The organism is Butyrivibrio sp. AE2005 (assembly GCF_000686965.1).
In the GTDB taxonomy this organism is placed as follows: domain Bacteria; phylum Bacillota; class Clostridia; order Lachnospirales; family Lachnospiraceae; genus Butyrivibrio; species Butyrivibrio hungatei_A.
In genome coordinates this window covers 153,443-176,844 of sequence record NZ_JMMD01000007.1, presented here as the reverse complement: position 1 = coordinate 176,844, position 23,402 = coordinate 153,443, and the positions used below count along the sequence as shown (strand labels likewise).

23 protein-coding genes are annotated in these 23,402 nt (G+C 37.4%); 19 read left to right on the top strand and 4 right to left on the bottom strand.

The features are described from left to right. Window positions 1–194 precede the first annotated feature (194 nt). The 6 genes from DL92_RS0108505 (at window position 195) to DL92_RS0108480 (ending at window position 6,652) form a co-directional block, all read left to right on the top strand. Complete coding sequence (locus DL92_RS0108505; RefSeq protein ID WP_026667413.1) at window positions 195–956, top strand: hypothetical protein; 762 nt, start codon at window positions 195–197, stop codon at window positions 954–956. A 170-nt stretch (window positions 957–1,126) separates the two neighbouring features. Further along, window positions 1,127–2,293, top strand: coding sequence for a diaminopimelate decarboxylase family protein (locus DL92_RS0108500; protein WP_026667412.1), 1,167 nt, complete (start codon window positions 1,127–1,129; stop codon window positions 2,291–2,293). Window positions 2,294–2,325: 32 nt separating this feature from the next. After that, window positions 2,326–2,550, top strand: coding sequence for a hypothetical protein (locus DL92_RS0108495; RefSeq protein WP_026655730.1), 225 nt, complete (start codon window positions 2,326–2,328; stop codon window positions 2,548–2,550). Between the two features lie 5 nt (window positions 2,551–2,555). Beyond that, entirely contained in the window at window positions 2,556–4,085 is a 1,530-nt protein-coding gene (locus DL92_RS0108490; protein WP_081816861.1) for an amino acid adenylation domain-containing protein, read from the top strand. Window position 4,086: 1 nt separating this feature from the next. Then, the gene (locus DL92_RS0108485) at window positions 4,087–5,625 is read left to right on the top strand and encodes an MBOAT family O-acyltransferase (protein ID WP_026667410.1); all 1,539 of its coding nucleotides are present in this window, start codon (window positions 4,087–4,089) and stop codon (window positions 5,623–5,625) included. Window positions 5,626–5,629: 4 nt separating this feature from the next. Beyond that, window positions 5,630–6,652 (top strand): hypothetical protein, encoded by a 1,023-nt coding sequence (locus DL92_RS0108480; RefSeq protein WP_026667409.1) that lies wholly within the window; start codon window positions 5,630–5,632, stop codon window positions 6,650–6,652. Between the two features lie 90 nt (window positions 6,653–6,742). Here DL92_RS0108480 and DL92_RS0108475 read toward each other — a convergent pair whose 3' ends face one another. Further along, on the bottom strand, window positions 6,743–8,308 hold the full coding sequence (locus tag DL92_RS0108475; protein WP_026667408.1) for a flotillin family protein: 1,566 nt from the start codon (window positions 8,306–8,308) through the stop codon (window positions 6,743–6,745). A gap of 483 nt (window positions 8,309–8,791) precedes the next feature. Here DL92_RS0108475 and DL92_RS0108470 point away from each other — a divergent pair, with 483 nt between their 5' ends. Both DL92_RS0108470 and DL92_RS0108465 read left to right on the top strand, forming a co-directional pair. Then, window positions 8,792–10,087 carry a GNAT family N-acetyltransferase gene (locus tag DL92_RS0108470; protein WP_026667407.1) on the top strand — a complete coding sequence of 432 codons (1,296 nt, stop codon included), beginning with the start codon at window positions 8,792–8,794 and terminating at the stop codon, window positions 10,085–10,087. 294 nt (window positions 10,088–10,381) lie between these two features. Beyond that, complete coding sequence (locus tag DL92_RS0108465; RefSeq protein ID WP_026667406.1) at window positions 10,382–11,083, top strand: sugar transferase; 702 nt, start codon at window positions 10,382–10,384, stop codon at window positions 11,081–11,083. Window positions 11,084–11,215: 132 nt separating this feature from the next. Here DL92_RS0108465 and DL92_RS20200 read toward each other — a convergent pair whose 3' ends face one another. Further along, complete coding sequence (locus DL92_RS20200) at window positions 11,216–12,244, bottom strand: glycosyltransferase family 2 protein (protein WP_026667405.1); 1,029 nt, start codon at window positions 12,242–12,244, stop codon at window positions 11,216–11,218. A 138-nt stretch (window positions 12,245–12,382) separates the two neighbouring features. Here DL92_RS20200 and DL92_RS0108455 point away from each other — a divergent pair, with 138 nt between their 5' ends. The 3 genes from DL92_RS0108455 (at window position 12,383) to DL92_RS0108445 (ending at window position 13,667) form a co-directional block, all read left to right on the top strand. After that, the gene (locus DL92_RS0108455) at window positions 12,383–12,889 is read left to right on the top strand and encodes an acyl-CoA thioesterase (protein WP_034462063.1); all 507 of its coding nucleotides are present in this window, start codon (window positions 12,383–12,385) and stop codon (window positions 12,887–12,889) included. Window positions 12,890–13,036: 147 nt separating this feature from the next. Beyond that, window positions 13,037–13,459 carry a hypothetical protein gene (locus tag DL92_RS0108450; protein ID WP_026667404.1) on the top strand — a complete coding sequence of 141 codons (423 nt, stop codon included), beginning with the start codon at window positions 13,037–13,039 and terminating at the stop codon, window positions 13,457–13,459. Between the two features lie 4 nt (window positions 13,460–13,463). Beyond that, a complete protein-coding gene (locus tag DL92_RS0108445) occupies window positions 13,464–13,667 on the top strand; it encodes a helix-turn-helix transcriptional regulator (protein ID WP_026655720.1) in 204 nt (67 codons plus the stop codon). A gap of 110 nt (window positions 13,668–13,777) precedes the next feature. Here DL92_RS0108445 and DL92_RS0108440 read toward each other — a convergent pair whose 3' ends face one another. Then, a complete protein-coding gene (locus tag DL92_RS0108440; protein WP_026667403.1) occupies window positions 13,778–14,131 on the bottom strand; it encodes a hypothetical protein in 354 nt (117 codons plus the stop codon). Window positions 14,132–14,233: 102 nt separating this feature from the next. Continuing rightward, complete coding sequence (locus tag DL92_RS0108435) at window positions 14,234–14,626, bottom strand: PD-(D/E)XK nuclease family transposase (protein ID WP_026667402.1); 393 nt, start codon at window positions 14,624–14,626, stop codon at window positions 14,234–14,236. Between the two features lie 316 nt (window positions 14,627–14,942). On the opposite strand from DL92_RS0108435, the gene DL92_RS0108430 reads away from it, so the two are divergent. From DL92_RS0108430 to DL92_RS0108395, 8 genes are all read left to right on the top strand, one after another. Next, window positions 14,943–16,250 (top strand): ATP-binding protein, encoded by a 1,308-nt coding sequence (locus DL92_RS0108430; RefSeq protein WP_026655718.1) that lies wholly within the window; start codon window positions 14,943–14,945, stop codon window positions 16,248–16,250. A 122-nt stretch (window positions 16,251–16,372) separates the two neighbouring features. Continuing rightward, complete coding sequence (locus tag DL92_RS0108425) at window positions 16,373–17,251, top strand: N-acetylneuraminate synthase family protein (RefSeq protein WP_026655717.1); 879 nt, start codon at window positions 16,373–16,375, stop codon at window positions 17,249–17,251. Between the two features lie 20 nt (window positions 17,252–17,271). After that, the gene (locus DL92_RS0108420; protein ID WP_026655716.1) at window positions 17,272–18,435 is read left to right on the top strand and encodes an N-acylneuraminate cytidylyltransferase; all 1,164 of its coding nucleotides are present in this window, start codon (window positions 17,272–17,274) and stop codon (window positions 18,433–18,435) included. Continuing rightward, window positions 18,374–19,228: a class I SAM-dependent methyltransferase gene (locus DL92_RS20195; RefSeq protein ID WP_197027244.1), complete on the top strand. Its 855-nt coding sequence runs from the start codon at window positions 18,374–18,376 to the stop codon at window positions 19,226–19,228. The genes DL92_RS0108420 and DL92_RS20195 overlap by 62 nt, the downstream gene beginning before the upstream one ends. Before the next feature lie 32 nt (window positions 19,229–19,260). Then, complete coding sequence (locus tag DL92_RS20190) at window positions 19,261–20,295, top strand: glycosyltransferase family 2 protein (RefSeq protein ID WP_026655714.1); 1,035 nt, start codon at window positions 19,261–19,263, stop codon at window positions 20,293–20,295. 12 nt (window positions 20,296–20,307) lie between these two features. Further along, the gene (locus DL92_RS0108405) at window positions 20,308–21,327 is read left to right on the top strand and encodes a glycosyltransferase family 52 (RefSeq protein ID WP_026655713.1); all 1,020 of its coding nucleotides are present in this window, start codon (window positions 20,308–20,310) and stop codon (window positions 21,325–21,327) included. Then, entirely contained in the window at window positions 21,324–22,229 is a 906-nt protein-coding gene (locus tag DL92_RS20700) for an FkbM family methyltransferase (RefSeq protein WP_081811883.1), read from the top strand. Before DL92_RS0108405 ends, DL92_RS20700 begins: the two co-directional genes overlap by 4 nt. A gap of 39 nt (window positions 22,230–22,268) precedes the next feature. Continuing rightward, a complete protein-coding gene (locus DL92_RS0108395) occupies window positions 22,269–23,402 on the top strand; it encodes a glycosyltransferase family 4 protein (RefSeq protein ID WP_026655711.1) in 1,134 nt (377 codons plus the stop codon).

The following is a 23,402-nucleotide window of genomic DNA, read 5'->3' as shown; positions in this document are numbered from 1 at the left end:
CCTTTCTTTGTGGCTTTACGAGATGAACGGAAGTTCGATCCCGGTCGCCGGCATTAGAGAGAAGCAGAGATGCTTCTTTTTTCTGCTATGTTGCGATATCATGGAAAATGAAAGGATAATAATGATAGAAGGCTCCAATTAAGGGAGTATGTAACAGATGATTTTGATATGTTTTGTGAAATGAGGAGAAAAGTTTGAAAAATAAGTTAGTTTTGGCAATAGTAATGACTGCAGTAATCTTGAGCGGATGTACCCAAGGCGCTGATGCGGCTACGGAAGAGCAGATTGGTGAAGAGGTAATTGCATCTAGTGAAGAGCAGGCATCGGAAGAAGAAAGTGTAGCTGAAGAAGCTAATACTGAAGATTATACTGACCAGATTAAGGCAGAGATTGATGGAATTGCAGCAGATTCTCTTTCGGATGAGCTTGTAAAAGCAAACGAGATCTACGACAAATACGATGAACTAAGAAGGAATGCTAAGACGCAGCTGGAGATGAATTTTTTAGGCCAGTGGGGGACTTTGGTGTGGAAAGATGAAACTTTAAGGCTTTTGGATCAATTAAAGGAAAAAGATCCTGCGAACTATGACGATTTTGTAGCCGGTTATGAAGAATGGGAAAAATATGTACCTTCCATGGCTGAGAGAATGAGCTCTAAATACAAGGATGGCTCAATTTACCCTACTATATATTCATACAACGAAGCTATGCGTTATAAGGAAATGGCATATAGTTATGCAAGTACCCTTGCAGATCTTAAAGGAGAGGTGGATTTCTCATTTCCGGATTCTTCTCCCTGCGGTTATTATGGAGATTATACGAAGGACGGCTATCTTTGTATCACAGAGGGAATGGAATCAGGGACCTATGATATTGTTGTACATATAGATGACTCAAAGGAGATTTGTGGAACGGGAACTATTTCTGAAAATCCGGATGCTTTGGAAAATATATAGCCAAAGTATACGAATGCTACTTTCATGGCGGCTTAATGGAGCGGATATAATGACAAAAATATACGATAATGATATAATGTTTTGAGCGCCAAGGATAGGGACTATGCTTGGCGATTTTTTTAGTAGGATGTAGAATTTGCGACACACTTAAAGGGTTTTGAGGAGTTAAATTGACACATAATAACGAGTTAAAAACACCATATTATTGTTTTGATGCAAATATATTGCACAGACACATTGCTGAGATGAAGGCAATAAGGGAGAAATACTCGAGTGATAATCTGCGTTTTTGTTATGCTATTAAAGCGAATTCCTTTCTTATTCCGTATATAGATAAAGATGTAGATTATTTTGAAGTTTGCTCTTGGGGCGAGCTGAAGATATGCAGGCAGTACGACGTTAATCCGGAAAAAATTATTTTGTCCGGTGTCAATAAAGAACCGGGGATGATAGCAGATGCTCTTGAATACGGAGTAAGATTTTTTACTGCTGAATCAGTTAATCAATATAATGAGATTGTGAAGCAGGTCGAAGAGACAAATACCAACATTCAACTGCTTCCAAGGTTATCCAATGGGGCACAATTTGGAATGGATAAGAGTTGTATTGAGGAAATCATCAGCGATAGTTCCATACGTGCGGGTGTTAAGATTATCGGCATCCACTATTTTACGGGTACACAGAAAAAGAAGTTCAGTAAGATTGAGTCTGAGCTTAAGTTGTTGGAAGAGTTTTTTGCCGAATTAAAGAGCAAATATGGGTTTGAGCCGGAATTGCTTGAGTATGGACCGGGACTTGGAGTGCCCTATTTTATCGGGGATGATTTTGATAACTACTATTCTGTGTATGAAGAGATGGTAAGTTATATCGCTTCTGCAAAATACAGCTATAGTGTGAACCTTGAAATGGGAAGGTTTTTTGCCGCTTCTTGCGGTGAATACATTACATCCGTTGCTGATGTAAAAGGTACACCTGATGCACCGATTCTTATACTTGACGGCGGTAGGAATCATATAAGCTATTACGGACAGAATATGGTAATGAAAACTCCTCTGATAGAGTCAGAGCGTAAGGGTGAAAATGACGAGGTTCCTTGCGACCTTTATGGATCTTTATGTTCATTTAACGATATGATCGCCAGAGCGGTTATGATACCGAGTCCAAAGATTGGCGACAGGCTTATATTTAAGAATATTGGTGCATATTCAATCACAGAGGGTATATATCTTTTCCTAAGCAGAGATCTTCCGGCGGTGTATGCTAAGGAAGAAGACGGACAATGCAAGATGCTCAGAAACGGTAATCCGACTTATGAAACGAATTGCCTGAATAAATAGTATATAAAAAGTAATACGAGGAGAAATTTGAAATGGATGAATTAATGGAAATATTAAAAGGTGCAAGACCTGATGTGGATTTTGAAAACGAAGAAGCTCTGATTGATGATGGAATACTGGTTTCATTTGATATCATTTATATTGTAAATGCTATAAATGAAGCGTTTGACATTGAGGTAAATGTATCTCAGTTAAAACCCGAGAATTTTAACAGTGCACAAGCAATGTGGGATATGATTCAGAATATGCAGGAATAATACGTATGAATGAGTATAATGTATTAAGCTTTTTGGAAAGCAGTGCTGAAAAATATCCTGAACGCGTTGCTTTTAAGGATAAAGATGAAGCAATAAATTATAACGATCTTTTGTCAAGAACTCAAAAGATTTCCTTTATTATACGCAAAAATGCGCATCTTGAGCCTTTTGAAAAGAACAAGCCTGTTGCCGTTTTTATCGACAGAAATATAAGGAGTCTCCAGCTTTTTCTCGCAGTTGTATATAGTGGAAATTTTTATGTGCCTATCGATCCGACACTTCCTGTTGAAAGAATGCAGGCTATGTTGGATACGCTTCAGCCTGTATGTTGCATATCTGCTACAAAAAGAAAACTTCCGATTGAGGCGGAATCTTTTGATTCTTTGCTTGAACAGGCAGAGCAGATAGACGAATCTTATTGTGAATCAGTTAAAAGAATCAGAGAATTTGCGATTGATACAGATCCCGTATACGCAATCTTTACATCCGGAACAACCGGAATTCCCAAAAGTGTTATTGTAAGTCACAGAAGTGTCATTGATCTTGTGCATAGATTTGCAGAAAGTTTTCCTTTTCCTGATCAGCCGGTTATGGCAAATCAGGCTCCGTTTGATTTCGATGTTTCTGTAAAAGATATATATAACAGTCTGAACCTTGGCGGTACTGTAGTTATTGTACCTAAGAGTTATTTTGTTATGCCGGCGGCTTTGTTCCCTTATTTACAGGAGAACAAGGTTAATGTTCTTATATGGGCGGTTTCGGCACTCAGGATTGTTCAGAATTTTAAGCTGTTCGACGCATGCGTGCCGGATAGTATTTCTCTTGTAATGTTTTCAGGTGAGATTATGCCGGTAAAATGTCTCAATTACCTGATGGATTACTGGAAAGATGCAACCTTTGTAAACTTGTACGGACCCACAGAGATTACCTGTAACTGCAGTAGCTATATAATAAAGGACCGTTTGGAAGATACAGACAGTATTCCCATTGGAAAGAGCTTTGCCAATACGGAGATGTTCCTGATAGATCCCGATACAATGCAAAGAATACGCAAAGCAGGCGAAAAAGGTGAGATATGTGTCAAGGGATCTTGTCTTGCGCTGGGATATTATAGGAATCCTGAGCAAACAGATAAAGCTTTTGTACAGGACCCGGAAGTGACTGCATACAGCGATTTGATGTACAGGACTGGAGATATCGGATATTGTGATGAATCCGGTAATTTCTATTATGCCGGTCGAAAAGACCATCAGATCAAGCATATGGGTCATCGTATCGAAATGGGCGAGATAGAAACAGTGGTTAATGCTATCGATGAGATTAAAATGGCGTGTGCTGTATACAAAGAGGAAAAGGAAATGATATGTCTCTTTTACAGTGCCGATTCAGAATGCGATGATATCATAATCAAACAGATCAGAAAGTTCCTGCCTGCCTATATGCTTCCCAATAAGTTCATTTATATGCATGAGCTTCCATTGAATGCGCATGCTAAGATTGACAGAAAAAAACTCGCGGAACAGGAGATTTTTTAAAATGGTTTATTCCTTTTCTTTTTTGTTGTTCGTAACCGTGCTTTTTTTTGCATACTATTTTTTATTTAGGAATCATCAGTGGATTGTACTTCTGGTAGGCAGTCTGGCTTTTTATTTGTATACAGACCTGCGTTTTTCGGTATTTCTGGTTGTTACCACCGTTATGACTTTTTTTGGTGCAATAAAGTTGGAACAACTTGCAGATTTTCAGAAGAGTAGCATAAAAGAGAATAAAGAGAAATGGACAAAGGAAGAGAAAAAGGCCTTTAAAGCAACTGTTTCAAAAAAGAAAAGACTTCTTTTAACCTTAATTGCCATCGTTGCTTTTGGAATGCTGATGGTGTTTAAGTGCAAAAAATTCCTTCCTTTCAGTTGGTTGATCCTTCCTCTTGGTATGTCTTTCTATACATTCCAGTCAATCGGTTATCTGATCGATGTCTACAGGGGAGATGTAAAAGCTGAGCGAAACTTCTTGCACTACGCACTTTTTGTGTCGTATTTTCCGCAGATCATTCAGGGACCCATTAACAGATTTGATAAATTACATCATCAGTTTTTTGAGAGGCATGATTTTGATTTTGCACAGATAAGATCGGGCCTGTGGCTCTTTTTATGGGGACTCTTTAAAAAACTTGTGATAGCGGACAGGCTTGCTTTATTTGTAAATATGGTCACTGAGCATACCGATGCTCCGGCAGGTTCCATCGTGGTTACGGCGATATTTTTGTTTAATATTGAATTATATGCCGATTTCTCGGGTGGAATAGATATGGTTCGCGGTATCTCTGAAATCTTTGGAATAACATTGGCAGAGAATTTTAAGAGACCTTTTTTTGCTACGACAATTGGTGAATATTGGCATAGATGGCATATATCTCTCAGTAACTGGATAAGAGATTATGTTTTTTATCCGATAGCACTTTCTAAAAGATATGCAAGTTTTTCTTCAAAGCTTTCAAAAAGAAATACGCATTTGGGAAAAACAGTTCCGGCGGGAATGGTTTCCGTATTTACATTTTTGTTGATCGGACTTTGGCATGAATTCAGTATTGCTTATATTGCATATGGACTTTGGCATGGTTTTGTAATGGCGAGCGCGCAGATTTTTGAGCCGTTTTTTAGCTTTTTGAATCGTTGCTTTTCTTTGAATAGAGAAAGCTATGCCATGAAGCTGTTTGGAAGAGCTCGTACCTGGATAATAATCTCAATTGGTGAGATGTTTACTATCACCGGCTCATTCTCGGGCTTCCTAAGGCTCGTTTATCAGATTTTTCATAATTTTAACTGGTATAGGATCGTCACAGATATTGAGATGTACAGCCTTAACTACAAAGACTTTTTTGTGGTTGGCATTGGCGTGATCATTTGGTATGTAGTCAGCGTAAGGCAGGAAGAAGGTATGCAGATACGTGAGCATATCGCTGCCCAGCCTTGGCTTTTCAGATATTTGCTCACCGCAGGTGTTATAATGATAACTCTGATCTTTGGAGTTTACGGATCATCATATAATGCTGCTGACTTCATTTATGGAGGTTTTTAAAAATATGAAATCAAAATCGTTAAAGACTTTTGTACAAGTAGTGGTGGGAGTACTGCTATTTGTGATGATGGTCTTATATGCATCAAAGGTTCTCGAGAGAAAAGACGCTTATGTAAAGTATGAGGCTTTTTTCAGAGAGAAAAATGATTTTGATGTTTTATTTTTTGGAAGCAGTAACATGCAGCTTATGGTGAATCCGCTTCAGCTATGGAATGAGTGCGGTATTACTTCGTACAATTTTGGAAATACTTCCGAAAGATTACCTGTGACATATTGGACAATAAAGAACGCGCTTGAATATACAAGTCCCAAAGTGGTTGTCATTGAGATCAGCCAATATGGACAAGAGGAAAAATATAAAGATATGTACAGTGTACATCTTGCGTGGGACAGATTTCCGATTTCTTTAACAAAAATTAAAGCGGTTTATGATGTACTTAGTCCTTCGGATCCGAGATATGAACTTCTATTTGATATGATTCTTTATCATGACAGATGGAAAGAGTTGACGCCGGCAGATTTTTCAAAAGATTATTCTAAATTGATGGGATATGCCACAAGTCATGAGTATACAGCTTTTGAGAGACCGGAATATGAGTTCCGTATAGATGAAGCAGCTCCGAAGACGGAAGGTGTTATGTACCTGGAAAAAACTGTGGAGGAGCTTCAGGAAAAAGGTATACAGGTCGTATTTGTTCATTCGCCTGAAGTAAATAGCGAAGAAAAGCAGGCAAGGATAAATGCGGCATCTGTTACGGCTGAGAAGTACAATATTCCTTTAATTGATTTTACCGTGATGAAAGACTCTGTGGTTGATTATGCAACAGATTTGTCGGATGCAGACCATGCGAACATACAAGGGGCAACCAAGCTGACTCATTATATAGGTGAGTACCTTATGAGTAATTATGATCTCAAAAGTCATGCGGGAGATGCTTCATATAATGACTGGAATACTTTTTATGAAGATTACAGGGCTGAAAATGACGGAGTTCCTATGACTGTGAAAGAGGAAGAAGAGGAATAAAGCATATAGTTAAATAGATTTGTGGGCAGATTATGTATATGACATAACCTGCCCATTTTTTCTGATAGGAAAATTCCTATCGGTTATATATTACTTATCGTTGTCGTTCTTAGGTGTTGCCTTAATTTCGACATCGTTAAGTCCTGTGATGTTTACGTTCTTGTTGACTTTGGCATCATATGTGCCGGCTTTCATGATCTCTGAGAAATCAACGCCTGTTGCTTCTGACATTGTATCAAATACCTGCTTCATCACGACGGGCATGTTGCCGGAAATCTGGCTTGCGCCGTTTGATCCGTCGCCTGTTCCGTAGATGTTGATCTTGTCGATCTGTGAAAGAGGCTTAGCAATTTCAGCGGCCATCTGAGGCATGATCTTGATCATCATTTCAGCCATAGCAGCTCCGTTGTACTTCTTGTATGCTTCAGCTTTTTTCTCCATTGCTTCGGCTTCGGCAAGACCTTGAGCTTTGATGCTTTCGGCTTCGGCCCTACCTTTTGCGGCGATACCTGCGGCTTCTGCGTCGTACTTGGCTTTGATACCTGCAGCTTCCTGCTCGGCAGCATACTTCATTGCTTCAGCTTTTGCTTTCTGAGCCTCAGCTTCTTTTTCCTGTTCGTATTTACGGGCTTCAGCTTCGCGCTGTCTCTGGATGAGCTTAGCTTCAGCGTCTTTCTCTGCACGATACTTGTCGGCATCGGCTTTTTTCTCAATCTCAGCGGCAAGTTCCTGCTGTTTTACAAGAACTTCTTTCTGCTTAAGTTCAGCTTCGCGTTCAACCTTGGCAATCTCAGCATTAACTGTTGCTGCCTGGATTGTCTTTTGCTGTTCCTGATTCTGAATCTCATATGCGGCATCGGCTTCAGCCTGTGCTGTATCGGCCTGCTTCTTAAGAGCGGCTTTTTTAATGTCAAGTTCGTTGTTCTTCTGCGCAATCTCGGTCTGAGCGGCAACTTTCGCATCGTTGGATGCTCTGTCTGCTTCAGCCTGAGCGATTGCCACGTCTCTGTCGGCCTGTGCCTTTGCGATAGCAGCGTCCTTCTTGATGCGTGCGGTATTGTCGGCACCGAGGTCTCTGATAAGGCCGTTCTCATCGGTTACATTCTGGATGTTGCAGGATATGATCTCGATACCGAGCTTATCCATGTCCTTTGAAGCCTTGAGCATAACCTGATCTGAGAATGAATCTCTGTCGGTGTTGATTGTGCGAAGGTCGAGAGTACCGATGATCTCACGCATATTACCCTGAAGGGAATCTTTAAGTTCCTGTGCGATCTGCGCGGGAGCCTTGTTAAGGAAGTTCTTTGAAGCAAGAAGGATTCCTTTTACCTTTACAGGTGAGTCCTCAGTACCGATGTTGATGATCCTGTCTGTTGCGATACGAACCTTTGCAACAGCGTCCACGTCAACGTTGATAAAGTCGTTTGTAGGAACGGATTGTTCAGTTTTTATATCTACGGTCATCTGTCCGAGGTAGAGTTTATCGACTCTTTCAAAAAAAGGAATCTTAACCCCGGCTCTTCCTATAAGGATTCTGGGTTCTTTGCGAAGACCGGAAATGATAAATGCCTGATCCGGAGGAGCCTTCACATAACCCATTGCAAAAATAAGTATTACAACCAAAGCTGTAACAGAAGCGCCAATAATAGCTGTCATAGTTCTCCTCCATTCTGACTGAGAATGCTCAGTCGCGGGTACATCCTTTGTTTTAAACGATTTTGTTTAGCGAATGTACGTGATTGATTTGTTATGCATTAAATATAATCTATGGTGAATCCTAGATAAATGCTGACTTTGAGGGAATATTACCGTCTATTTTGTAAAAAAAGCGAATTAGAAATTTTACGGGATTGAAGATTTGTTGTTGACACAGAAAAATTCGACAATTATAATCAGTACTAATAATTTTCAGAAAGAAGATATGGATATGAGAGAATTTATACTCATCAACAATAATACTAATACCAACCCAAATCCCGTGACCAAAAATCAGGGGACTATTAGTGTTATATTTGATGAGGTTTTTCGGATAAGTCATATCTGAAATAAAAAAGAAAATGCAGAGATAATAAGAGCCTCATCAAACAATAAGAGTTTGGTGGGGCTTTTACTATACCAAAAATTGAGAGGAGAATTGTTATGGAACTAATAAGAGTGCAGGATTCGGATTACAGGAAGGCGTATGAGCTGTATATGACTTTCGATGAAGATGAGAACGGCTTTGTCAACAGCGTTTACGGCTATGATTATGACAGATTTCTTGAATGGATCGAGATGAAAAGAAACTGGTCGCTAGGCAAAGAGCTTCCTGAAGGTTTTGTGGCTGATACAGCTTTTGTGCTTTCGGTTGACGGGGAGTATGTCGGCGTCTTTAACTTAAGGCATTATCTGAACGACTTCCTAAGAAACGGTCCGGGCCACATCGGCTACGGCATATCCAAGAAATATAGAAGAAAAGGATATGCTACGGCAGGACTTAAACTTGCACTTGAAAAGGCGAGAGAATTCGGGATTCACGAAGCTTATCTTTCCGTAAACAAGGATAACATCGGAAGTTTAAAGGCCCAGCTGAACAATGGTGCATATATACATCATGAAGATGATAAGGAATACTACACAAGGATAAATGCGATAAGCGAGTCTGACAGTAGGGAAAAAATTGTAAGTGACTATTACAACCAGACAGATGAGGATGGCAGGCTTGATGAATCAAGGCACGGACAGCTTGAGTATGCAACAACAATGCACTATATTCACAGATTTGCGGATTTAGATAAAAAGTCGAAGATTCTTGAAGTCGGCGCGGCAACGGGAAGATATTCAATAGCACTTGCAAAAGAAGGCTTTGACGTTACAGCTGTAGATCTTGTTGAAAAGAACATTGAGATATTAAAGAAAAACAGCGAGGGAATCACAAACATTCATCCTATGCTTGGCGATGCGACTAAACTTACAGATCTTGAAGATGATAGCTTTGATGTGACGATGATTCTCGGACCTATGTATCATCTGTACGACAGGGAAGATGTCGACAAAGCTATAGATGAGGCAATCAGGGTAACAAAGCCCGGCGGAACAATAATGTTTGCCTTCATTTCGGTTTTTGCGTTCGCGTATGCAAACCATCTGGACGGAAACTGGAAGAACGGGGAAAAAGAAAACTTCACGGAGGATTATAAAGTAAGGCATTTCAAAGAGCAGATGTTTACGGGCTATGACGTTACGGAGTTTGAAGATCTTTTTACCGGAAAGGAAACAGAATATATCACGACAACCGGAGTTGACGGATTTATTCTTTCTATGGAGATGAATCCTGAATTCCAGATCTCGGATGAAGACTTTGAGTCGCTTAAAAAGTGGTATCTTGCATTTTCGGAGAAAAGGGAACTTCTTGGAAGTTCTACGCATCTTCTTTATATCTGCAAAAAAATCTGATAAATGCGCAGGGTTTCGCTGGTATATCAATTCAAATATCAGCGAAATACTGTAATAATATGATTAAACTTTTATAAAATAGCAGATATTTCTGCGCTTTCTTGTGACAATGTGCATTATTTAGTTTATAATAAAGTTGTTGATGATAAAGGTAACAACAATCTTTGCGCTAAAATTATTTAAAAAATATACTAATTTTCTATAAAATAATTATGCCTAAATGCCGATACATCAATTGGGTACATATACTGATGGTAATTGTTCCTTATAAACATAGTCACGAGAGGGGACGATATGGCGAGAACGAATGTAGTTACGGCTGACAGAGTCGTAAATTTCAAAGGCAGAAAGATTATTGAACTAAACTATTGGGAGATTTACGATCACAAAGCAAATATCTATAAGTGGGTCAAAAGAGCTTTTGATGTGGTAGCTGCATGCGTGGCGCTTATTTTACTGTCTCCGGTTTTCCTTTTAACTGCAATTGCTATTTTCGTTGAAGACGGAGGTCCGATTTTCTTTACCCAGCAAAGAGCGGGTAAAGATATGAAGAGCTTTACGATTTATAAATTTAGAAGTATGTACAAGAATGCGGAAGATCTGTTTGAGAAGATGCAGGAACAGAACGAGCAGACGGGACATGCTTTTAAGATCAAAGACGATCCGAGAGTAACTCACGTTGGAAAATTCATAAGAAGATATTCGATCGATGAGTTGCCTCAGCTGTTTAACATAATTAAGGGCGATATGAGTGTTGTAGGCCCAAGGCCGATTCTTTACGAACAGATGGAAGAGTGCAACGCTTATGAGAAGCAGAGGCTCATCGTTAAGCCCGGTCTTACCTGTTATTGGCAGGTGTGCGGCAGAGCCAAGATTAAGTGGGATCAATGGGTAGAGCTTGATCTTAAATATATTCAGGACATGAGTATAAAGAAGGATATAGAGCTTATCATCAGAACATTCCCCGCGGTATTTGGACAGGACGGAGCTTATTGAGATTATCGGGCAAAAGAGAATAATAAAAATCAAAGCTGTCATTTATGGTATCTGATACTATAAAGGCAGCTTTTCTTTTCGTAAGTGAGCACTTGCGAGGTTATGTCGCATTTAGTACATATCCCAAGAGTTTTAGTTGGTTCTTTTGTCATAGGTTAAAAGAATGAAGCGCGTAGCCCATACTACAGGGAAAACAGGGTGCTTCATGCAAAAATATAAGAGCTTGTTAGCTTTTGAAGAAATGTCTACATGTGTGGACATTATTTTTTTGCGGATATCATCCCGTAGGAAAATAGAGCGTACTCTTTCCGTTACATTCGGAGCTCTGTGGCGAAGCTCAATCTTCATGGCAACAAAGAGCATTATGACAAATTCACGGTCTACCTGTATTTCCGCGGTAGATATTTTTTTATCTCTAAGGATTTCTTTGAAAGTCTTGTCGTTGAGCTCAAGGTTTGACAAGAGCTTTTGACTGTGGCCGTGTGCCATTGAATCGCTGATAAGTCTATAGTGGTAAAAATAGCTGTCTTTTGCTATAACAAGTCTTTTGGCATCGCAGATGGTGGGAAGCATTATATTTACGTCTTCGGCCATTACAATCGAGGTGTTGCAATACTTGATGTTATCAAGAAGAAGCTTTCTGGATGTGAGCTTCATGCATCTTGACATGGTAACGGGACGGACTTCGTTTCCAAGAAGATTCTCTTTTATCTTATCAAGGGAGTCTCCGGTGTATACGCCGGGGGCAAGTCCCTGAGTTTCTTTCCTTCTTTCGTTATTTTTTTCAACGATATAGTTTCCTGAGATTATCTCACTGTCGGAAAAAGACGGATCGGTGAGGGCATAGAGCTTCTCGAACATATCGGTGTCAATCCAGTCGTCGCTGTCGAGGAAGCAAAGATAGTCTGCGCAGGCTCTTTTTACTCCTTCCGTCCAGGCGGATATGAGGCCGCCGTTAGCCTTGTGGACTGCGATGACGCGATCGTCTTTTGCGGCATATTCGTCGCACTTTGCAGGACTTACGCCGTCTGTGGAACCGTCGTCAACGAGGATTACCTCAAACTCCTTGAAAGTCTGTGTGAGTACGCTTTCAAGGCATTCGTCCATATATTTGGCGGTGTTATAAACCGGGATGATTACACTGATCTTGGGCTGTGACATTTCTTTTCCCTTCTGAATTGAATTAAATTCTACAAACTATCTTATCAGCGACTGAGTGTGCGTGTCAAAATGTGATAGAAACGACGGGGCTTTTGAGGTAAAATTAATAGTAACAAAAAAACTAGGAGGAAAGGGCGTATGGGTAAAGTTTTTCATGTAGATCATCAGATAGATAAGAAGAATGTAGAAGATTCGGTCACAGAGTGGACCAAAGTAGTTGAATACAGTGATATTAACAGCGAAAAAAGGCTTTTTGGCGGCAAACTTATGTCGTGGATAGATGAAGTTGCGCGAACAGTTGCATTGCGGCATTCCGGTAATCCCGTTATCACAGCGGCTGTCGACAACATGCAGTTCAAGCAGGGCGCGAAGCTCGATGATATACTCGTTATAATCGGAAAGATAACATATGTTGGCAGGACTTCGATGGAAATACGGGTTGATACTTACGTTGAGGACAGGCGAAACGGTATGCGGCACGTCCTTAACAGAGCGTATCTGACAGAGGTGTGCATAGACGATGACGACACGCCGGTTCTGGTTCCTTACGGATTAAATATCAAAACGGAGAATGAACGAGCTGAGTGGGAAGGCGCGGAAAAGAGGATCATCCTGAGGAAGAAGCGCAGAATGGAAGGATTCTGATAGATTGGATTTGTGCGCGGCATAGTGGCTGGAAAACTAATGTGAAATATTTTTCACTTTTGTATTGACTTAAAAAAATGCGAGTGATATATTTATAACATCAAATCGAGTTATAAATATATCACTTTTGTATTATGGAGGCATGAAATGAACAAGAACAGGAAAGTAACATTGAGAGATATTTTGGTTTCAAAGGTGGTTAGAAATATTGCCATTGCGGTATATTTCTGGATGTGGGCAAGAACAGATTATAAGGAGTCGTACTCTATGATTCAAAGTTCTGTCGGCGCTTTTCTTGCAGTTTTTTATTACATGCTTTATTCAAGAGAAAGAAAGTATAAGAAGGAATGCTTTGACGAGCTTGCAGAGAGAAACTTAAACAAATGCAATGCTATTTGCTATAAGATTATGGCTGTTATCATGGTCGCACTTGCTTTTACGGCTGCAATAGTAGGACATACCGAAGCTTTTGGAACAGATGTTATCGGCTGGATCCTCGTAATCTCACTTGTAGTTGTTTCAATCGTGAGAGTTATCCTGTATTCTGCCATCGATAAAAAAGGAGAATAAGCCCATGGCACTTATCACTAAGGTAAAAGAATATCGCGAAAAAGCAGGTTACAAGCAAAGTGAGCTCGCCGAGATGGTCGGCGCAAGACGCGAAACAATCGTCCACCTTGAAAACGGCAAATATAACCCGTCGCTTAAGCTTGCGATGGACATTGCCAAGGTCTTTGGCGTTACCGTTGAGGAGTTGTTCGAGTTTACGGAAGATTGATGGGGAAAAGAAATATTAAGGGCGCGGATTTGGTACAGGAGTAGGTACTAAATCTGCGCTTTTTTTTAATGAAAAGGACTGAATTGTAAAGAACAATTCAGCCCGGAATTTTATTTATTTGTGCTTTTGTATTTTTCAAGCTCTTCTTGTAATGTTTTAAGTTCTGCTTGTAATTTTACGATCTCATTTTCGTATTTTTCTTCCGCATCAGTATAGCCGGCGGTATACTGAGAATTCATCTGCTCTCTGTAACGGCGCTGGCCTTCAAGAAGCTCTTTGGCCTGATTGTCATAATTAAGTTCGAAGATCAAATTTCCCACCTCCTCGATATCAGGATGATTCTTGGCAAGATTTTTAAATTCTTCCCAAGTGGTTGCTTTAAAAAGATCCGCCCAGTACACAAGATTATTACGGACATCTTCTTGTGTTGCAAGGTCTGTGTGGTTTAATTGTAGCATATTCATGCCGAATTTATCAGTATACAGATGGTGATTTTTGAGGTTGGTAAGGCGGTATTTTGCATAGAACTCTGCTTCTGCATGGGGGATGAGCTCCTGATCGGTGATTCAGAATAAAGTAGTAGGCTTTACAAGGGAATAATTGTCGCCGCTACCGATGTTGTCGTATGCACGGCATAGGTAGATTATTGAGCGTGAGATCCAATATTTATCGGGATATACTTGGAGTTCGACATTGAGGATCTCATTGTTGTTGAGAGTGAGCTTGATGTCCATGATTGTTTCTTTTCCCGCACTGTTAAGGTCGATTGGATTCTCGACAAGGATATCTTGTACATCATCGGGAGACAGTCCTTTTAGGGCACATACCAGACCTGTTAATGCTTTTTCGGATTGCTGCATGACGTAATGGAACATCATGTCGCTCATAAGCGTAAATTCGATTTCGCCTGTCGCGGTTTCGTAGGTGAGTTTTTGAGAGTTGTCTTTTGATTTAGACATTTAGAAATTTCCTTTCATAGAAAAAATAGATTTGGCAGATTTGCCATGTCATCGGCTTGGAATTGTCGTTGAAAGACTGCCGACTTCTCTTATGATATCAGATAAATCTTAAGAAATACCGTCGAAAAATCTTAAGATTTTTTGTAGTATGAGAAAAGAAATATCAAGGACGCAGGGTAAGTACAAAGGAAGGTACAAAATCTGCGCTTTTTAATAAGAAAAAATGTAGAATTCTACACTTTTGTTGATTAAAAAACACCAAAATGGTAAAATCTAGTAAGAAAAAATGTAGAATTCTACATATTTGGAGATTAAGATGATAAAAAGAGATAAGTATCTAAGACAATTGATTGAGGCAAAAGAAAATGGATTTCCCAAGGTTATTACAGGAATCAGGAGATGTGGAAAGTCGTATTTGCTAAAGGAGATATACAGGGCATATCTTATTGATGAGGGAGTTGATCCGTCGCATATTCATATTTTGGAATTGGATGATGACAGGAATATTGAATATAGGGATCCGTTAAAGCTTGGAGAGTATATTCGAAAACTGTGTACAGGCAATAATATGTATTATGTCTTTATTGATGAGATTCAAAAAGTATATGCACTTAAAAATCCGAATTTTACAGATGGTAAACACGTTCCGGCAAAGAAAAACGACGATGACACTGTGACATTTGTTGATGTTGTTTTGGGACTGTCTCGTGAAAAAAATATAGATTTGTATGTGACGGGATCAAACTCAAAGATGCTTTCGTCGGATATAGTAACCGAATTTAGAGATAAGGCAACAAATATATGTCTTGCGCCGCTATCATTTGATGAGTTTTTTGGCTATGTCGGAGGTTATGAATCGGAAGCACTCTATACATATATGCAATATGGCGGTATGCCGCTTGCTGTTTTGAAAAAAGATGATGAAAAAAAAGAGTATCTCAAGGGATTATTTGAAACAACATATTTTAGCGATATTCTTGAAAGAAACAAATTAAAGAAAGGCGAGGAACTGGAAGAACTTTGCAACATCATAAGTTCTTTGACAGGTGAACTGCTTAATTCCGAAAAGATAGCCAATACATTTTTGAGTGTTCGGAAATCAAAAATAAACAAGGCTACAATCGAGAACTACATAGGTTACTTTATAGATGCATTTCTCCTTAGAGAGGCTCGTAGGTTTGACATTAAGGGAAGAAAAGAAATCGGAGCACTGAGAAAGTACTATTTTATAGACACGGGGCTTAGAAATGCCAGATTAAATTTTGCATTTCCCGATGAAGGTCAGATGTTGGAAAATATCGTATACAATGAGCTACGCTACAACGGATATTCCGTAAATGTCGGTACTTTCGATACAGTTGAAAAGAATAAAGCGGGGAAATCTGTCAGAAAGAATAATGAAGTAGATTTCTATGCGCATAAAGGCAATCGGGCATATTATATTCAGGTGACGGCGGATATTTCTAATGATGCTACAAAGGAAAGGGAGATACGACCGTATATCTTGATCAACGATCAGATTCAGAAAGTTATTGTGGTAAACAAACCGATAAAGGAGACTCGCGACGAGCGCGGTTTTACGATTATTGGTATAACGGATTTCTTGCTTAGGTTTATAAAGTAAATATAGATAGAATTTAGGCGCAGATTGCCACAAAATCTGCGTCTTTTTCTATGACAAAATACTATATATAGATTATAATTAGGACATGAATTTAATTATTGGTAACATATAAAGGAGAAAACATGAGTAATCAAATAAAACTAGGTTCTAAAATTGTTGGAGATGGGGAAGAACCTTATTTTATTGCTGAAATAGGTATAAACCATAACGGAGATATAAATGTTGCAAAAAGGCTTATTGATGCATCTTATGCCATAGGTTGGGATTGCGTAAAGTTTCAAAAAAGAACACCGGATATTGCGGTTCCTGATAGCCAAAAAAATGTTATGAGATCTACGCCTTGGGGAGAGATGACATATCTGGAGTATAAAAAACGTATTGAATTTGAAAAGAGTGAGTATGATTATATTGATGATTATTGTAAGGAAAAACCCATTTCATGGACAGCTTCTCCTTGGGATATGCCCAGTCTTGAATTCCTTTTAAATTATGATGTCCCTTTTATCAAATTGGCGTCCGCCGCAAATGGGAATATCGAGCTTATAAAAGCGGCTTGTAAATCAGGAAAACCTATTTTGATGTCAACAGGTATGTGCACTCAAGAAGAGTTAGATAAGGCAGTATCGGTTCTTGAAGACTATAGTAATGGAGAGTATGCGTTAATGCATACAAATTCTGTTTATCCTGCTCCGATTGATAATTTGAATCTTAGATATATAACGACATTAAAAGAACGATACAATTGCGTTGTTGGCTACAGTGGACATGAACAGAATCTTGAACCTACAGTAGCAGCAGTTACTCTTGGTGCGAATATAATTGAAAGACATGTAACTCTTTCACATAATATGTGGGGAACAGATCAAAAGGCCAGTTTAGAGATTAATGCTATGTTTATGCTCTATCATAGATGCATTGATATTATTAAGATGATGGGGGATGGAGAGAAGAAGCTTGAAGAAGACGAACTTGCTGTAAGGAAGAAACTGCGAGTTGAGTAAGTTGTTGGGAGAATTTTATTATGAATGTTGCACTCATTCCTGTAAGAGGTGGAAGTAAATCAATTCCGTTAAAAAATATAAAAGAACTATGTGGAAAACCACTTGTATATTGGACTGCTAAAGTGGCATGTGAATGTAAATATATTGATAATGTATATATAGCAACAGATAGTTTTGAAATAAGAGATGCTGTAGAGACATTTTGTAATAGCGAAAAGGAAGTGTTCTCTAAACTGAGAGTTATTGATAGATCTAAGCAAAACGCCAGTGATACTGCAACAACAGAATCTGTTATGCTGGAATTTGCGGAGAAATATGAGTTTGACAATATAGTACTCATTCAAGCAACATCTCCATTATTGGATGTTGCTGATTTGGAAGGCGGTTTTTTATTATTCAATACTGAGGGAACGGATAGTGTTATTTCGGTTGTAAGACAAAAGCGTTTCTTGTGGAAAGTTGACTCATACAATGTTGCGGAACCTGTCAATTATGACATCTTTAATAGGCCAAGACGTCAGGAATTTGAAGGATATCTTATGGAGAATGGTGCTTATTATATTACATCAAAAGAACTGCTTTTAAAATCCAGAAATAGGATTTCTGGGCGTATTAGGGCATATGAGATGCCGGAAAATACAGCAATTGAAATAGATGAGCCGAATGATTTTATAGTAATCGAAAAGCTTCTTCAGAAAAAAATACAAAAGGAAAGCATTAGTAATAGAAAGAAAATAAAGATGGTCGTTTCCGATTGTGATGGCTGTCTTACTGATGGGGGAATGTACTATTCCGAAAAAGGAGATGAATTAAAAAAGTTTAATACCAGAGATGGTATGGCTTTATCACGACTGAGAGAAAGAGGGATAATTGTTGGAATTATTACGGGAGAAATAAGAGAATTAAATAAACGTAGAGCAAAAAAGCTTAATATGAATTTCATTGAAGAGGGTGTCAAAGATAAAGCAGCTGTACTTAGAAGAATATGTGAAGAATATGGAATAATGCTTGATGAGGTTCTGTATGTTGGCGATGATATAAATGATGTGGAAGTAATGAAAATTGTTGGAGTAGCTGCTTGTCCGGCAGATGCGTCTTCTGAAGTTAAGGATGTTGCTGACTATGTTGCGAAAAGATGTGGAGGAAATGGTGCAGTTAGGGAAATTATTGAAGAAAATTGTTGATAAAATCTTTAAGTGTTTTGGAAGAATACTGGGAATAGAAATTGTTTTTTCGAGAGCTGCTAAAAAAGATTGTGATATACGAGGAAAGCGGCTTATTAATGTTGGAGCGGGGGATTGGAAATGCCGTGGGTGGATATGTTTAGATTATTCGTCGCCATGGTACGCTTCTATGCATAAAGGTGGCCAATACATTGAATATGATATTAGAAATGATAAATTACCATTTGCTGATGAAACGGTTGATGCAATATATTGCAGTCACGTAATTGAACATATTGAGAATGAATATATACAGAGTTTTTTTCTTGAATGCCACCGAGTATTAAAAAAAGGTGGAATACTTAGAGTATGTTGTCCTGATGCAGAATTTTTATGGAATGCCAGTCAGACAGACAATTCATACTGGATCTGGCGAAAAATATTATTAAAACAGATAAATGTGGACTATGCAAATATGAGACAAGTAGATTTTCTTGTCAGAGAAATTGCAACGGAAAGATTTTTAGATTATATAAGCGGGAACGGTCAGGATTATAATGAAGCCTTTTTAAATAAGGATATGGACAATTTTTTTGAGTATATAACTGAAGGATTGACATATGATCCTAAAAAAGCCGGTTATCATATAAATTATTGGACATTTTCCAAAGTTAAAGATACGCTTATCGATTCGAATTTTACTAAGATAATTCGCTCGAAGTATGCCGGAAGTATATCGGAATATATGAAAAATAAAATGTATTTTGACAAAACATTTCCTGAGATGAGCTTGTATGTAGAAGCTATAAAATAAAAAGATGTGGTTAGTAAGAAAGAGGATAATAATTGAGTGCTATTAATGTGATTGTTCCGGTATATAATGCAGAACAGTATCTTCCAATGCTGTTTGATTCTATATTGAATCAAACGTATAAAGATTTTCTTGTTTTGGTTGTTGATGATTGCTCAACTGATAATTCGGTTTCAATTATCAAAGAGTATATGAAAAATAACAATATGAAAATTGTTCTGGTTGAGAATGAAGAAAACATCAAGCAAAGTAAATCTAGGAACAAAGCGTTAGAAATTGCGAAGGATTATCCGTCAAAATATACTACTTTTTTGGATTCAGATGATTGGATTGAACCTGATTTTTTTGAACAATTGGTTAAAAGTGCAGAGTTGAGCGATGCAGATGTGACCATCTGTGGAATTGAACGTTTTGATGACAAGACAAATAGGCAGATATGTGTTGAAGCTGTAGATGGAAAAACTGTTAATGTTGCTGATGGTGAGAATATCTGTGAGTTAGCTTATATTAATCCAGCATTATATAACAAGTTATTCAGAACTGAAATTGCGCAAAAGGCTATATTCAGAGAAATGAAAAGATCTGAGGATACTTGCTACTTTTTTGAAATTTTAAGGTATGTTAATAAGTTGGTATATACCAATAAAGTTGGCTATCATTATAGAGTACGTAGTGATTCTCTTACTGGAATTATGGATGCCGGTGTATGTGACTCAATGATGTCCGGTTTTAGAGAATTAATAAGTAATAATCCAATTGATGGTTTGTATTATAGACAGGAACTTGAAACGCAAATTTTTATAAGAATTGCATGTGGGGGAGTGTTTAGAACTAGTATTGGAAATTCCTCTGGTAAAAAAGAACTTATAAAAAAGACTATTCGTTATATGGATGATACTATTCCAGGGTGGAGAACGAATAGATATTTGGGATTATTTGGAAAAAATATAAATTTAAAGGCATTGGCATTGAGATTATGTGCCTTGTCATATAGAGTTGGAATGGTTGGTTTTTTTATTGGTTCATATAAGGGTCTTATAAAAATATTTGGCAGAGAAGTTAGAATGTAAAGGAGATACATAGTGTTTTATATTTCTGAAATTATAAAACATACTGAAAAAAAGATAGCGTTCTTTTGCCATTCGATGATTCATGTATTTAATTCATTGATGCTTATTTATTCAAGTAAAAGAGATTTAGGAGATTTTGTTATAGTGATGGCGACAGTTACTCATGCTGACGCATATAATCACAAAATATTAGCTGATAGAATCGAAAAGCTTGGTATTAGATGTTGGTCAATAGATAAAAAGTCAAAATTTCGAAGGCTGATAGGCTATTCGGATTATTTAAATAAGAGGTTATTTCGAGATGTTGCTATGTTGCTGGGGGGATACAATAATATTCTAATGGTTAACTTTTGCTGGAATCAACAATTTGTTTGTTATCCGGCATGTTTATTTTATGAGAAAGTATCGGAGAGTATCTTTATTGAAGAAGGTGCAACTCAGTATGTGTCACCAAAAGAAAGCAGAGGAGTTGTGTTTTTAAAGCAACTATATGGCAATAGTACAAATTTCTGGAATGATAAAAAAATAAAAGGAATATATGTGCAGAATCCGGATGGATACAACGCATATTTGAAATCCCACATTAAAAAACTTACAATTGATTATTCAATTTTATCCAAAGAAAATAAAGATAAGATAATCAGTGTGTTTGATGAGGATATGAAGCTATGTAAAATATATAGAAATACCAATATAGGGATAGTCTTTACCCAACCGCTTTCAGAAGACGGTTATATATCGGAGAATGAGAAAAAAGAGATTTACAGGGGGCTTATAGATAAATATAGTTCATTTGCACCTGCAGTGTTAAAGATTCATCCGAGGGATAGAACAGATTATTCGGATATATGTGAGCGCATCGATTCACAAAGATACCCAAGTGAATTATTAAGGTTAATAGGAATTAAATTTAGATATGCTGTCGGAATATCAACAAGTGCAGTATATAGTGTAGAAGCAGAAATTAAAGAAAATACTAATCCGGATTTTTTGATTGAGAGAAGAGAAAGGAAAACGCAGAAGCATATATGAGCATAAAAAAGACAATAAAAATATTTTTGAGAAAAATATATTTGTATATGCAGAAACATTATTTGACTTTTAGAATACTTGTTATGTTAGAAAAAATGGGGATCCTTCAAAGAATGTTCATTATGTTTGCGGAAGTTAGGAAAAGTAAAACGGATATTATGCAAGAAATGGCTAAGAATAGAGTGTTTCTTGAAAAAAATAGTCAAAGAATTAAAGATACAAAAGAGCTTTTTTCGGATGAACGGTCTAAAGATATATTTGATGCTTGCATGAATTATCGTGCTTACAGGACAAGAATTCCTAATCATCTTTTTTCAGAAACAGATCAGTATTTTGTGGAAGGAATAGTATCTTTATCCAATAATGAAGTCTTTGTTGATTGTGGCGCTTTTATCGGGGATACTATTCAACAAGTTGTTGATCTGGCGCGAAAGAAGAGAATAACGGATTATTCAATAATTGCTTTTGAACCTTCAAGGAGAAATGTGAGATTAATTCAAAAGTTTTTCAAGAATAATAATAATTTGGTCTTAATTGATAAGGGAATATCAGATTGTGAGAAAAAGGTTTATTTTGAGGAAGGAGGCTCAAGATCACGAATTACGAATAAGAATATTGGAAAAGATAACTATATTGAAACAACATCATTAGATAGTATTTCGCAATGCCAAAATGCGACTTTTATAAAAATGGATATAGAAGGAGCTGAGTTGAGTGCATTGCAAGGAGCTAAAAATATAATACAACGTAATAGACCTAAGTTAGCTATTTGTATATATCATAGTAATGAGGATATGGTAACTATTCCGCAATATATTCATTCATTAGTGCCTGAATATAAGTTATATGTAAGACATCATTCCAGAGGCGCAATTGAAACGGTTTTATATGCAGTTATTTAAATTATATTATATAAAAAATGATGATATTGGGGATTGGTAATGAAAAAAGTTCTTTTTGTTTCGTCTGATAGCTCATGCACAAGCGGTGCGTTCAGGTGCATGTCAAAATTATGTGAATTACTTATGACAGAAGGAGAGTATTATCCCATAGTAGTATTGCCTAAAAAGGGTAATGGGGAAGAAATACTAAAAAAGGCAGGTATTGAGTATAAAATAATTAGATCATTTAATTGGGTTGAGAGGATCACTGATCATATCAGTTTATTAGTATTATGCAGACGAATAATAAAAATAACACTGAATTTTTTTGCAATTATGAGGTTAAATGAATATGTGAGGAAGAATGATATATCTTTGATACATATTAATACGAGTGGAACTTATATAGGCGCAAAAGTGGCTGTTGCAAATAATATTCCTTTTATTTGGCATATAAGGGAATGTGTGGATTTGGATCATAATAAACGCTTATTTTGCAAAGGCAGTTATAACCTGATTAATAAAGCAAATAAGATAATATGTGTATCAAAATATGTTTATAATCATTTCTGTAATTTGCTTGATTCAAAAAAAATGACTGTTATCTATGACGGAATAGATGTGCGTGATTATTATAATGAGAGAAACAAACTTTTTTCTGATAGAATTGTTAAATTTCTTAGTATAGGTAATATGAATTCCAATAAGGGGCAGGAATATGTTATTGAAGCAGCTATAGAACTCTCACGGAGAACAAAAGATTTTCATTTGCTGGTTGTTGGTGATGGTAAAAAGAAGAAGATGCTAAAGGCAATGGCAGCAAATCATAAGAAGTATATATCTTTTATGGATGCCAGAGAAGATGTACTTGAGTTATTTAAAAACTCGGATGTGTTTATTATGAGTTCAAAAGCAGAGGGGTTTGGGAGAACAACAATAGAAGCAATGTTGGGAGGATGTTTGTTGCTAGGAACTGATTCAGGGGCCACACCGGAATTGGTAAGAGATGGAGAAACAGGTTTTTTGTATAAATATGATAATTCATATGAATTATCATTGTTGATGGAAAAAGTTGTAGAAGAAAGAGAGAAACTGTTTGATGTAGTAATGAGTGGTCAAAAAGAAGCGTTAGATAAGTATAATGCATATATAGATATGAAGAATATTGTAAATGAATATAATAAACTAAGTTGA

What these genes read in the sequence shown, in the direction of transcription:
- DL92_RS0108495 (WP_026655730.1), top strand. Translation starts at nt 2,326, where the DNA reads ATGGATGAATTAATGGAAATATTAAAAGGTGCAAGACCTGATGTGGAT.
- DL92_RS0108490 (WP_081816861.1), top strand. Translation starts at nt 2,556, where the DNA reads ATGAATGAGTATAATGTATTAAGCTTTTTGGAAAGCAGTGCTGAAAAA.
- DL92_RS0108485 (WP_026667410.1), top strand. Translation starts at nt 4,087, where the DNA reads ATGGTTTATTCCTTTTCTTTTTTGTTGTTCGTAACCGTGCTTTTTTTT.
- DL92_RS0108480 (WP_026667409.1), top strand. Translation starts at nt 5,630, where the DNA reads ATGAAATCAAAATCGTTAAAGACTTTTGTACAAGTAGTGGTGGGAGTA.
- DL92_RS0108475 (WP_026667408.1), bottom strand. Translation starts at nt 8,308, where the DNA reads ATGACAGCTATTATTGGCGCTTCTGTTACAGCTTTGGTTGTAATACTT.
- DL92_RS0108470 (WP_026667407.1), top strand. Translation starts at nt 8,792, where the DNA reads ATGGAACTAATAAGAGTGCAGGATTCGGATTACAGGAAGGCGTATGAG.
- DL92_RS0108465 (WP_026667406.1), top strand. Translation starts at nt 10,382, where the DNA reads ATGGCGAGAACGAATGTAGTTACGGCTGACAGAGTCGTAAATTTCAAA.
- DL92_RS20200 (WP_026667405.1), bottom strand. Translation starts at nt 12,244, where the DNA reads ATGTCACAGCCCAAGATCAGTGTAATCATCCCGGTTTATAACACCGCC.
- DL92_RS0108455 (WP_034462063.1), top strand. Translation starts at nt 12,383, where the DNA reads ATGGGTAAAGTTTTTCATGTAGATCATCAGATAGATAAGAAGAATGTA.
- DL92_RS0108450 (WP_026667404.1), top strand. Translation starts at nt 13,037, where the DNA reads ATGAACAAGAACAGGAAAGTAACATTGAGAGATATTTTGGTTTCAAAG.
- DL92_RS0108445 (WP_026655720.1), top strand. Translation starts at nt 13,464, where the DNA reads ATGGCACTTATCACTAAGGTAAAAGAATATCGCGAAAAAGCAGGTTAC.
- DL92_RS0108440 (WP_026667403.1), bottom strand. Translation starts at nt 14,131, where the DNA reads ATGAATATGCTACAATTAAACCACACAGACCTTGCAACACAAGAAGAT.
- DL92_RS0108435 (WP_026667402.1), bottom strand. Translation starts at nt 14,626, where the DNA reads ATGTCTAAATCAAAAGACAACTCTCAAAAACTCACCTACGAAACCGCG.
- DL92_RS0108430 (WP_026655718.1), top strand. Translation starts at nt 14,943, where the DNA reads ATGATAAAAAGAGATAAGTATCTAAGACAATTGATTGAGGCAAAAGAA.
- DL92_RS0108425 (WP_026655717.1), top strand. Translation starts at nt 16,373, where the DNA reads ATGAGTAATCAAATAAAACTAGGTTCTAAAATTGTTGGAGATGGGGAA.
- DL92_RS0108420 (WP_026655716.1), top strand. Translation starts at nt 17,272, where the DNA reads ATGAATGTTGCACTCATTCCTGTAAGAGGTGGAAGTAAATCAATTCCG.
- DL92_RS20195 (WP_197027244.1), top strand. Translation starts at nt 18,374, where the DNA reads ATGTTGCGAAAAGATGTGGAGGAAATGGTGCAGTTAGGGAAATTATTG.
- DL92_RS20700 (WP_081811883.1), top strand. Translation starts at nt 21,324, where the DNA reads ATGAGCATAAAAAAGACAATAAAAATATTTTTGAGAAAAATATATTTG.
- DL92_RS0108395 (WP_026655711.1), top strand. Translation starts at nt 22,269, where the DNA reads ATGAAAAAAGTTCTTTTTGTTTCGTCTGATAGCTCATGCACAAGCGGT.